Annotated in this window: 8 protein-coding genes and 1 pseudogene; 5 read left to right on the top strand and 4 right to left on the bottom strand. The window is 63.9% G+C overall.

Annotated features, from left to right (window positions below; genetic code table 11):
• Together JWR89_RS14975 and JWR89_RS14970 are read left to right on the top strand one after the other, a co-directional pair.
• Positions 1-348, top strand: a pseudogene (locus JWR89_RS14975) (ABC transporter permease); the annotation flags it as partial.
• A gap of 72 nt (positions 349-420) precedes the next feature.
• A complete protein-coding gene (locus JWR89_RS14970) occupies positions 421-1,500 on the top strand; it encodes a BMP family ABC transporter substrate-binding protein (protein WP_299717462.1) in 1,080 nt (359 codons plus the stop codon).
• A gap of 67 nt (positions 1,501-1,567) precedes the next feature.
• Here the strand turns inward: JWR89_RS14970 and JWR89_RS14965 are convergent, their stop codons facing one another.
• From JWR89_RS14965 to JWR89_RS14955, 3 genes are all read right to left on the bottom strand, one after another.
• Positions 1,568-1,993, bottom strand: coding sequence for a DUF4399 domain-containing protein (locus tag JWR89_RS14965; RefSeq protein ID WP_299717460.1), 426 nt, complete (start codon positions 1,991-1,993; stop codon positions 1,568-1,570).
• Positions 1,994-2,014: 21 nt separating this feature from the next.
• Positions 2,015-3,529 carry an SUMF1/EgtB/PvdO family nonheme iron enzyme gene (locus JWR89_RS14960; RefSeq protein ID WP_299717458.1) on the bottom strand — a complete coding sequence of 505 codons (1,515 nt, stop codon included), beginning with the start codon at positions 3,527-3,529 and terminating at the stop codon, positions 2,015-2,017.
• 189 nt (positions 3,530-3,718) lie between these two features.
• On the bottom strand, positions 3,719-5,059 hold the full coding sequence (locus tag JWR89_RS14955; protein WP_299717456.1) for an 8-oxoguanine deaminase: 1,341 nt from the start codon (positions 5,057-5,059) through the stop codon (positions 3,719-3,721).
• 151 nt (positions 5,060-5,210) lie between these two features.
• Here JWR89_RS14955 and JWR89_RS14950 point away from each other — a divergent pair, with 151 nt between their 5' ends.
• Both JWR89_RS14950 and JWR89_RS14945 read left to right on the top strand, forming a co-directional pair.
• On the top strand, positions 5,211-6,032 hold the full coding sequence (locus tag JWR89_RS14950) for an FAD binding domain-containing protein (protein ID WP_299717466.1): 822 nt from the start codon (positions 5,211-5,213) through the stop codon (positions 6,030-6,032).
• Positions 6,029-8,638: a molybdopterin-dependent oxidoreductase gene (locus tag JWR89_RS14945; protein WP_299717454.1), complete on the top strand. Its 2,610-nt coding sequence runs from the start codon at positions 6,029-6,031 to the stop codon at positions 8,636-8,638. The genes JWR89_RS14950 and JWR89_RS14945 overlap by 4 nt, the downstream gene beginning before the upstream one ends.
• Positions 8,639-8,809: 171 nt before the next feature.
• Here the strand turns inward: JWR89_RS14945 and pucL are convergent, their stop codons facing one another.
• Positions 8,810-9,646: a factor-independent urate hydroxylase gene (gene pucL, locus JWR89_RS14940; RefSeq protein ID WP_299717452.1), complete on the bottom strand. Its 837-nt coding sequence runs from the start codon at positions 9,644-9,646 to the stop codon at positions 8,810-8,812.
• A gap of 172 nt (positions 9,647-9,818) precedes the next feature.
• Between pucL and JWR89_RS14935 the strand changes: the two genes are divergently transcribed.
• Positions 9,819-11,213, top strand: a complete 1,395-nt coding sequence (locus JWR89_RS14935; RefSeq protein ID WP_299717450.1) for a nucleobase:cation symporter-2 family protein — start codon at positions 9,819-9,821, stop codon at positions 11,211-11,213.
• Positions 11,214-11,346: the final 133 nt, after the last annotated feature.

The following is an 11,346-nucleotide window of genomic DNA, read 5'->3' as shown; positions in this document are numbered from 1 at the left end:
GTGATGTTCGGCGGGGCCTGCGCGGGACTCGCCGGCGCCTACCTGCCGCTGGCCTATACGCCGTTCTTCATTCCCGGCATGACCGCCGGCCGCGGCTGGATCGCGCTGGCGCTGGTGGTGTTCGCGTCATGGCGGCCCGGCCGCCTGGTGATCGGCGCCTATCTGTTCGGCGCGGTGACCATCCTGCAGCTACACGCGCAGGGCTGGGGCGTCGGCGTGCCATCGCAACTGATGTCGGCGCTGCCGTATCTGGCAACGGTCATCGTGCTGGTTCTGATTTCGCGCGCGAGAACCGGTGGTTCGACCGCGCCCGCGGCGTTGGGGACAGTGTTCGTTCCCGATCGATAGCAACCTGAAGCACGCGCGACGGGGCGCGCGCGCGACGGAATTTACTGTAACCCCTTGGTATTGGAGAAACGCATGAGAAAGATTGTCCTTGCTGCAGCGGCAGCAGTGCTCACGGCGGCGGCCGGCCTCGGCGGCGCCCACGCCGCCGAGAAGCTCAAAGTCGGTTTCATCTATCTCGGCCCGATCGGCGATCTCGGCTGGACCTACCAGCACGACCTCGCCCGCCTCGCAATGCTCAAGGAATTCGGCGACAAGGTCGAGACTACCTATCTCGAAAACGTCAGCGAAGGCCCGGACTCCGAGCGCTCCATCGAGCAGCTCGCGCGCGCCGGCAACAAGCTGATCTTCACCACGTCGTTCGGCTATATGGAGCCGACGCTGAAAGTCGCCAAGAAATATCCCAACGTGCATTTCGAGCACGCCACCGGCTACAAGCGCGACAAGAACGTCTCGACCTATTCCGGCAAGTTCTACGAAGGCCGCTACATCCAGGGCATCATCGCCGGCAAGATGTCGAAGTCCGGCGTGCTCGGCTACATCGGCTCGTTCCCGATCCCGGAAGTGATCTCCGGCATCAACGCCACCATCCTTGGCGCGCAGACCATCAACCCGAACATCAAGGTCAAGATCATCTGGGCCAACACCTGGTTCGATCCTGGCAAGGAAGCCGACGCAGCGAAGGCGCTGCTCGACCAGGGCGCCGATGTCATCATGCAGCACACCGACAGCCCGGCGCCGATGCAGATCGCCTCGGAACGCGGCAAGCTGGCCTTCGGGCAGGATTCCGAAATGATCAAGTTCGGACCGAAGACCCAGCTCACCTCGATCATGGACAACTGGGCGCCGTACTACATCCAGCGCGTCAAGGCCGAACTCGATGGCACCTGGAAGTCGGAAGACACCTGGGATGGCCTGAAGGAAAAGATCGTCGTCATGGCGCCCTACACCAACATGCCCGACGACGTAAAGAAGCTGGCGATGGACACGGAGGCCGCCATCATCGCCGGCACGCTGAAGCCGTTCAAATGCCCCGTGCTGGGCCAGGACGGCAAGGAAATCGAATGCAAGGGCGGCGACCATCTCGCCGATGGCCAGGTGCTCGGCATGAATTTCTACGTGAAGGGCATCGACGACAAGATTCCCGGCAAGTAACGGCGACATTGCTGACGACACGAAGGTCCGGGCGGCAACGCCCGGACCTTCGCATTTTAAACTGCGCTTACTTGATCCTGACGGTGATCCTGTTCGAGATAACTGGTGGATTGAAGGGATAGTGAGCGGCATCGCCCAGCACGAGCTGAAGCGTATGCTTGCCAGGCGGCAGTTCGATGCGCGCCTCGGTTTGGCCCGCTCCGAAATGGAGGTGGGACTTGTCCTGAGGGATCGGCTCCTTGGGATCGAGCGGTTCGGCCACGTCAATGAATAAATGATGATGGCCGCTGTTCTGAAAATTATCGCCCGCGTGAGTCACACCCATGTTGCGCAGCCCGAACCGGCACCAGAACGCGCCTTTGATCGTCGCGCCATCCTGCGGCCAGACAAAATACAGAAGCGCGTCCTTCGGCGCCGGCTTGTCCTGGGCGTGGACAGGCAATGGCAGGAACGTCAGCGCCGCGGACAATACGATCGACTGGGTGATCTTCATGACGCATCCTCTTCGGGGGACCTAGGACGAGATGGCCACACGAAAGCCGTGGGTCGGATATCGCACGTTGGTGTCGTAACTATTGCGGTTCGCCGGTCGGACATAGCCCACGTCATTTTTCCAGGATCCGGATCGGAGGACGTGCGAGACGCAATCGTTCTCGACCCATGCCGAGCCGTCCAGCGGTGCGCCCTGATAGTTCTTGTGGGCACAGTCCTCCACCCACTGATCGACACCACCGCCCATATCGTAGAGTCCGAACGGATTGGGCTTGAAACTGCCGACCTTGATCGGCTGTTCGGCAGTGGCGTCGGTGCAATTCTTGCAATTGGCCATGCCGGGCTGGAGCTGGTCCCCCCACCAATACTTCGTTTGCGTGCCGCCCCGCGCGGCATACTCCCATTCGGCCTCCGTCGGGAGCCGGTAAGGTTTTCGCGTCTCTCTAGCAAGCCACGCGACAAACTGCTTGGCATCGGTCCAGCTCACATTCGTGACCGGTGCGTCATCTTTGCCTGACGCCACAAATCCGCACGCCTTCGCAGCCGCGCACGCGTTCCACTCACGATTCGTAATCGGATATTTGCTCATCGCAAACGGCTTGACGGTGACCTGGTGTACCGGCTTTTCCGAAGCATCGTCGTTGCTGCCCATCGCGAAACTCCCGCCACGCAGCGCTATCATTTCGGGCTCTTTGACAAGAGGCGGTGTTACCGGCGAGGGCGCGGGCGCCACGGCAGGTGCGGGTGCAGGTGCAGGTGCGGCTTGCTGAACACTGGGGGCGGGCGGCGTCCTCTGCGCCACTGCCGGAGGCGGGATGGGAATTGACGCTTGACGCTCGGCGTTGGTGCGTTGTTGTGTGATCATGTACCAGAGACCACCCGCTCCGGCCGCGAGCAGGATGGCGCACAACAGGAAGATCAGCGCGTTCTCGCGACGCCTCCGGGCCTTGTTGAAAGCGGCCGGATCAGGCAGCACGCGATAGACCCGCACCGGGTCGGTGATATTCTTGATCTTGCGGTCGCCTAGCGACTCGTAACCGCAAACGAGCTTGTGCTTGATTTGCTCGTAAACGCCTCCGGAAATGTAGACCTGTCCCGGATCGGCAATTCCTTCAAGGCGCGCGGCGATATTGACCCCGTCCCCGTAGACGTCGTCACGTTCGACGATCACATCACCCAGATTGACGCCAATTCTATACTCGATCCAGGATTGCTTTGACTGCGCCGCATTGCGCCCGATCATGCTTTGCTGGATGACGATGCCGCAGCGCACGGCTTCCACGGGGCTGTCGAAAATCGCGATGAAGCCGTCGCCGGTGGTTTTGACCAGCCGGCCGTCGTGCTCCGCGATGGTTGGCTCGATCAGGTCACGCTCGATACGCTTCACCCGCGCATGCGTTCCCTCTTCATCCAATTCCATCAGGCGGCTATAACCGGAGATATCTCCCACGACGATCGCCGCGAGACGGCGCGGCGTTGCGCCGCGCGGGGGCTCGGTACCTTTAGCGGAATTGATGTCACGAATTTCGCCGCGCATGACTCAGCGCCTCGAGCGATCGAATGGAATCACAAATGGACCGTTGGTGTCCCCCAAGACCAGCGGCCAATCGAGCACGCAGGCTACGCCTAACGGCTTATCCGGACAATTACCCCGAATGGGGGATGTAATTTCCCGATGGGTCAGCTTGACTGCCAGATAAGGTTGGACTTTCGCGCAAGACCGTCTCTATCCCGCCTGCATGGCTTTCGCCGCAGCACCGTGCCGCCGGATCAGGTCTGCGACATCCAGCCCAGGGATGGCGCCGTCGATCACTCGCCATACCCCGCCGACCATCACGCGATCCGCGCGGTACGCGCCGCACAGCACCAGCGCAGCAAGCGCATCGCCGTGGCCGGAGAAGCGCAATTCGTCGAGCTTGAACAGTGCCAGGTCGGCCATCTTGCCGACCGCGATCTCCCCCAGCTCTGGCCGCCCGACGCAGGCTGCCGAGCCCTTCGTGGCCCAGCGCAGCGCATCGGTATGGCTGACCCGCGTGACGCCGTAGCGCGCCCGTTGCAGCAGGAACGCGGCGCGCACTTCCTGCATCAGGTTGGAGCCGTCGTTCGACGCCGAGCCATCGACGCCAAGGCCGATCGAAACCCCGGCATCCTCCATGTCGCAAACCGGGCAGCAGCCCGACGCCAATAGCTGGTTGCTGCACGAACAGTGGCTGATACTGGTGCCGGCGTGGCCGAGCCGGGTCATCTCGCCGGCGTTGAAGTGAATGCCGTGGGCCAGCCAGGTCCGCTTGTGCAGCCAGCCGGTCTGTTCGAGATAATCCAGCGGCCGGCAGCCATAGATCTCCTCGCAATATTTGTTCTCGTCCTCTGTCTCGCCGAGATGGGTATGCAGCCGGACATCGAGCCTGTCCGCGAGCAGAGCCGTGCTTTTCATCAGCGAGGTCGTCACCGAGAACGGCGAGCATGGCGCCAGCGCGATCTGCACCATGGCGTCCTCGCCGCGCTGGTGGAATTTCGCCACCACGCGTTCGCTGTCGGCCAGGATAGTGTCCTCGTCCTGCACCACGCTATCCGGTGGCAGCCCGCCGTCGCGTTGCGAGCGGTTCATCGATCCCCGTGTCAGCAGCACGCGCATCCCGAGCCGCCGGGCCACGGCCACTTCGATATCCACGGACTCCTCCAGCCCCGCAGGAAAAACGTAGTGATGATCCGTCGTGGTGGTGCAGCCGGACAGCAGCAGTTCCGTCATCGCCACGCTGACGCCGAGATCCAGCGATTCCGGCGTCATCCGCGCCCACACCGGATACAGCGCCTGCAGCCACGGGAACAGCTCGCGTCCGAGTGCTGCCGGCAGCGCACGGGTCAGGGTCTGGTAGAAGTGATGGTGGGTGTTGATCAACCCGGGCAGCACCACATGGGCCGACGCGTCATAGACCGCGAGGTCGGGCGTCATTGGCTGGCCGCCTGCCGGCACCAGCTCGACGATCCGGCCTTCCCTGACCACGATGCCGCGCCCGGCACCTTCCGCCAGAATGGCGAGCGGGTCCTTGATCCAGGTTGCCTGCATGTTTGTCGTCTCCACCGGCTGTATGGCGCCAACCTTGCAATTCGGAGACCAGCCAAGAATACTGCCCGTAAGACTTGGCGTCGGTCTTGCAAGACTTTCTGCAAGCGACTGCATACAGGATCGGCGGCAGGTTGAAAGCACAAGCGTACCCATGGATCTGAATACAATCACGTCCATTGCCCGGCCACAGACGCGCAACGAACTGCCCGATTGGGCGGCAGGCGATGCGTGGCTCGCCGGCGGCACCTGGCTGTTCTCGGAGCCGCAGGCGCATCTCACCCGGCTGATCGACCTGGCGGCGCTGCAATGGCCCGCGCTGGAAATCACCGATAGCGAGCTGCGCATCGCCGCCACCTGCACCGTGGCGCAACTCGACGCCCTGCTTTGCCCCCCGGACTGGATCGCCGCGCCGCTGATCAATGCGTGCTGCCGCGCCTTTCTCGCCTCGTTCAAGATCTGGAAGACCGCCACCGTCGGCGGCAATCTCTGCATGTCGCTGCCCGCCGGTCCGATGATCGCGCTGACCGGCGCCCTCGAAGGCGTGTGCACGATATGGAAGTCCGACGGCAGCGAAGTGCGGATGCCGGTCATCGACTTCATCACCGGCAATCAAGCCAACGCGCTCGCCCCCGGCGACCTGCTGCGCAGCATTGATATCCCCCTCGCCGCCATGCGCCGCCGCGCCGCCTTCCGGCAGATCTCGCTGACCCCGGTCGGGCGCTCGGCGGCATTGCTGATCGGCAGTTTGAAGAACGACGGTCTTTTGCTGACCGTCACCGCCGCAACGGTGCGGCCGATGCAGCTCAGCTTCGCCACGATGCCGGACGAAGACGAACTGCACGAGGCGATCCTGCACGCCATCCCGGACCGCCTCTATCACAACGACGTCCACGGAAAGCCGGCGTGGCGCAAGCAGATGACGCTGCGGCTCGCCGAGCAGATTCGCGCCGAACTCAGCGTGGCCCGTTCATGAGCTATCAGATCAACGGCCACGATTTTTCCGAACAGCCGCGCCCCGGCCAATGTCTGCGCACCTTCCTGCGCCAGCTCGGTCACTTCGGGGTCAAGAAGGGCTGCGATGCCGGCGATTGCGGCGCCTGCACCGTCTGGCTCGACGGCGAGCCGGTGCATAGCTGCATCATCCCGGCGTTTCGCGCCGAAGGCCACGCCGTCACCACCATCGAAGGCCTCGCGCCCGATGGCGCGACGCATCCGATGCAGCAGGCATTCCTGGATGCGCAGGGATTCCAGTGCGGCTTCTGCACCGCCGGCATGATCATGACCTGCGCCGCGCTGAACCAGGCGCAGCGCCAGGACCTCGGCGCATCGCTGAAGGGCAATCTCTGCCGCTGCACCGGCTATCGCGCCATCGAGGATGCGCTCGACGGCAAAACCAATGTCGAGGACGACGCCGCCGGCACCGCCTTCGGCCGCAGCCTGCCCGCGCCTGCCGGGCCTCAGGTGGTGAAGGGCGCGGCGCGCTACACGTTTGACGTGGCGATGGAGGGCGTGCTGCAGATAAAAATGCTGCGCTCGCCGCATGCGCACGCCAATATTGTGTCGATCGATACGTCGGCGGCGCTGGCGGTGCCCGGCGTACACGCCGTGCTGACCCATGCGGACGCGCCGCAGACCTTGTTCTCGACCGCGCGCCACGAGCGCGACTTCATGGACCCCGACGATACCCGCGTGCTCGATACGGTGGTCCGCTTCATCGGCCAGAAGATCGCCGCAGTGGTCGCAGAGAGCGAAGCCGCGGCCGAGGAAGCCTGCCGCCGCATCAAGGTCGTCTACGACCTGTTGCCGGCGGTGTTCGATCCCGCCGCGGCGATCGCCGACAGCGCGCCGGTGCTGCATCCCGACAAGACGCCGGCACACCGCGTCTCCAACGCATCGCGCAACATCGTCGCCGAGACCCATGGCGAATTCGGCGACGTCGCTGCGGCGTTGGCTTCGTCGGCGGTGACCTATGAGGGCACATTCACGACCCAGCGGGTCCAGCACGGCCATCTCGAAACCCATGGCGGCATGGCCTGGGTCGATGCGTCGGGCATCCTCAACGTCCGCTCCAGCACCCAGACGCCGTTCCTGACGCGCCGCGCGCTGGCCGATCTGTTCCAGCTTCCGCCGGACAAGGTCCGCGTGTTCTGCGAGCGCGTCGGCGGCGGTTTTGGCGGCAAGCAGGAAATGTTCGTCGAGGATATTTTGGTGCTCGCCGCGCTGAAGACGGGCCGCCCGGTTAAACTTGAGCTGACCCGCGAGGAACAGTTCATCGCCACTTCGACGCGGCATCCGATGCGCGTCACCGTCAAGGCCGGCGCCGACGCCAACGGCAAGCTCACCGCACTGCAGCTCGACGTACTCAGCAACACCGGCGCCTACGGCAACCATGCCGGGCCCGTGCTGTTTCACGCCTGCGGCGAATGTATCGGCGTCTATAACTGCGACAACAAGAAGGTCGATGCCGTCGTCGCCTATACCAACACCGTTCCGGCCGGCGCCTTTCGCGGCTATGGTCTGCCGCAGACGCTGATCGCCGTGGAAGCCGCGATCGACGAACTCGCCGCGCAGCTCAAGATCGACCCGTACGATTTTCGCCGCCGCAACACCGTCAGGCTCGGCGATGCCATGCTGTCGCCGGCCGGCAAGCACTACGACGACGTGTTCTATGGCAGCTACGGCCTCGACCAGTGCCTGGATCTGGTCGAGCACGCCATGCAGGCCGAGGCGCCGAAGCATGGCCTTTCCGACGACTGGCTGGTCGGCGAAGGCATCGCCTTGACCATGATCGACACCGTCCCGCCGGAGGGCCATATCGCCGAGGTCAGCATCGCCATGCGCGACGATGGCGACTTCGACCTCACCGTCGGCACCGCCGAATTTGGCAACGGCACCAGCACCGTGCACCGCCAGATCGCCGCCACCGCGCTCGGCTGTACGGTGGAGCAGATCCATCTGCAGCAGTCCGATACGGCCCATGGCGGCCACGACACCGGCGCTTATGGCAGTGCCGGCACCTTCGTCGCGGGCAAAGCCACGGAGGACGCCGCGCAGAAGCTGGCGCTCGCGATCCAGGCGGGCAACGGACAGCGTAGCGCGACGGGCACCTCAGGCGGCACGCCGCGCTCAGTGGCCTTCAACGTCCAGGGGTTTCGCGTGGCGGTGAACAAGGGCACCGGCGAGATCCGGATCCTGAAAAGCGTACAGGCCGCCGACGCCGGCGCCGTCGCCAATCCCATGCAGTTGCGCGGCCAGATCGAAGGCGGCGTCGCGCAATCGCTCGGCGCTACGCTGTATGAGGAGATGGTGATCGACGACGCCGGCCGGGTGGTCAATCCGAAATTCCGCGACTATCACCTGCCGTCGTTCGCCGACCTGCCGCGCACCGAAGTTTACTTCGCCAAGACCCACGACACGATCGGCCCGATGGGCGCCAAGTCGATGAGCGAGAGCCCCTACAACCCCGTCGCCGCCGCCATGGGCAACGCACTGTTCAACGCCACCGGAATCCGCTTCACGCAGGTGCCGTTCAAACCGGACCGGATCTTTCCGGCGCTGTATGGGAAGTATGGGAAGTAGATAAGCGTGCTGGGCCGGAGTGGGATCTTCCTTCTCCCCTTGTGGGAGAAGGTGGCGCGGACGAAGTCCGCGACGGATGAGGGGTTACTAGCGACGGAGCGTGTGGCTACCCCTCACCCGTCTTCGCTTCGCGAAGCCGCCCTCTCCCACAAGGGGAGAGGGAAGAACGCCTCACCTTCCCACCGTGCACTCGATCTGCCCGTGCGGCTCGTCGGTCGGCAGGAACACGTCGTTGTTGTTGTCCAGGCCGAATGCCGACAGGTTCATCAGGATGTAGTGGATGTTCGGGCACGCCATGCTGATCTCGGAAATCTCCGGCACCGCAGCCAGCGCGGCCTCACCCATATGGTACAGGCTGTTCTGCACGCTCGGACTATAGGTGGTGGCGAACACCTTGAGCAGGGTTTCGAGAATCGCGGCATTTGCCGCCGCGTAGCTCGCCGGTCTGCCGGACCATTTCCAGGACGCCACCATCGACGTCGCGCAGATGCGATCGTTGGTCGGCTGGATGGTCGAGTACTTGTCGGTGAAATAGTTCTCCCAGCCCGACTGGGTCGTTTTCATGAAGGTGAAGCCGTCGAGGCCAGAACTCATCGTCATGCCGTCGCGGGTCGCCGCTACCTCGACGAACGGTTTGCCATTGCTGTCGAGCACAAAGCTGTGCGGGTGCGGCGTGCCGTCGATGCTGAGCCGGCTCCATTTGGTCTCATGCGCGGTGATGCTCACCGAAGCGACCTGCGGGTAGAGATCGAGATAGCGCTGCGCCAGCACCTGGCAGAACTCCTCGTTCGACAGCCCGGTGTTTTCCCGCGCGGTCACGTTGACGATGTTCTTGATCGTGTCGGTGGAGGTGGACGTCGAATTGTCCGCCTCCGTATAGGCGCGGGAAAAATCGCCTTCCAGCATCGCCTTGACCGAGAGCTGGCTGACTTCGTGCTTGTCGCCGTCGCGATGAATCCGCATGATGCGGACCCGGCCTTTTCCGTATTTGTTCTTGATAAGCGGCACGAAGGGACCTCCAGCTTGAGCGGGCGACGAACGCATCCATTGCCCCGCGACCGATGAACGAGCAACCTTCGTGCCATGGGGTGATACGGGTGGCGAACGACCATCTGGCACGGAGCTTGTATCTGTCGACCATAATGCCAATGCGATTTTATTAGGGATAGGGGCTAGATCAATGACTTCATCCATTCACCCGGTCGACGAGATACTACCGACACCGCGCCTGCTGGCGCTGGGCCTGCAGCATGTGCTGGTGATGTATGCGGGCGCCGTCGCGGTGCCGCTGATCATCGGCCGTGCGCTCAAACTGTCGCCGCAGGATGTCGCCTTCCTGATCTCGGCCGACCTGTTCGCCTGCGGCCTTGCGACTTTAGTCCAGTGTATCGGGTTTCGCGGCGTCGGCATCCGCCTGCCGGTGATGATGGGCGTCACCTTCGCCTCGGTCGGGCCGATGCTGTCGATGGCCACAGCGCCGGAGATCGGCCTGCTCGGCATCTACGGCTCGGTGATCGCTGCCGGAATTTTCGGCATCCTTGTCGCCCCTTTCATCAGCCGGCTGCTGCCGCTGTTTCCGCCGGTGGTTACCGGCACCATCATCATGGTGATCGGCATCTCCCTGATGCGCGTCGGCATCAACTGGGCGGGTGGCGGAATCCCCATGATCACCAAGACGGTGGCCGGCGAGACCGGGCTGTTTCCCAATCCCGGCTACGCGCAGCTACAGGGGCTCGGCATCGCGCTGTTCGTGCTGTGCGTCATCCTGGCGCTGATCAAATGGGGGACCGGATTCCTCTCCAACGTCTCGGTGCTGCTCGGCATCATCGCCGGCGCCATCCTCGCCAGCGTGCTCGGCGTGATGCACTTCGAGAAGGTCGCAACCGCGCCGTGGGCCGACATCGTGCTGCCCTTCCACTTCGGCATGCCGCAATTCCACCTGGTGCCGATCGTGACCATGTGCATCGTGATGATCGTGGTGATGATCGAATCGCTGGGCATGTTCCTGGCGCTCGGCGATATCACCGGCAAGACCATCGACCGCGACGCGCTTACCCGCGGCCTGCGCGCCGACGGCGTCGGCACCTTGCTGGGCGGCATTTTCAACACCTTCCCCTACACTTCGTTCTCGCAGAACGTCGGCCTTGTCAGCATCACCGGGGTGCGGTCGCGCTGGGTGACCATTGCCGGCGGCGCGATCATGCTGCTGCTCGGACTGCTGCCGAAGATGGCGGCGCTGGTGGAAGCGGTGCCGCTGGTGGTGCTCGGCGGCGCCGGCCTGGTGATGTTCGGCATGGTGGCAGCGACCGGCGCGCGGATTCTCACCGCGGTCGATTTCAAGACCAACCCGTTCAACCTGTTCATCGTCGCGATCTCGGTCGGCTTCGGCCTGATCCCGCTGGTGGCGCCGAACTTCTTCAAGAACCTGCCGCACGACCTGCACCCGCTCTTGGAATCCGGCATCCTGCTGTGCGCGCTGGTGGCGGTGCTGCTCAACGCCTTCTTCAACGGCCTCGGCAGCGCGGAGCAGGCCAAGGCCGAAGCGGCCGGCGTGGCGGCTGCGGCGACGCATTAGGGCTCTTGCTTACCCTCCCCTCTGAGGGGGAGGGTCGGCGTGCAGCACGCGCAGCGTGATGCGCGACGGGGTGGGGTGACAGCGCTGATGTGAATCGCCGTACCGCACCAAGCGCGCTGTCACCCCACCCCGA

Source organism: Tardiphaga sp. (genome assembly GCF_028290785.1).
Classification (GTDB): domain Bacteria; phylum Pseudomonadota; class Alphaproteobacteria; order Rhizobiales; family Xanthobacteraceae; genus Tardiphaga.
The sequence above is the reverse complement of the archived record's forward strand: the minus strand, read 5'-3'. Positions and strand labels throughout refer to the sequence as shown.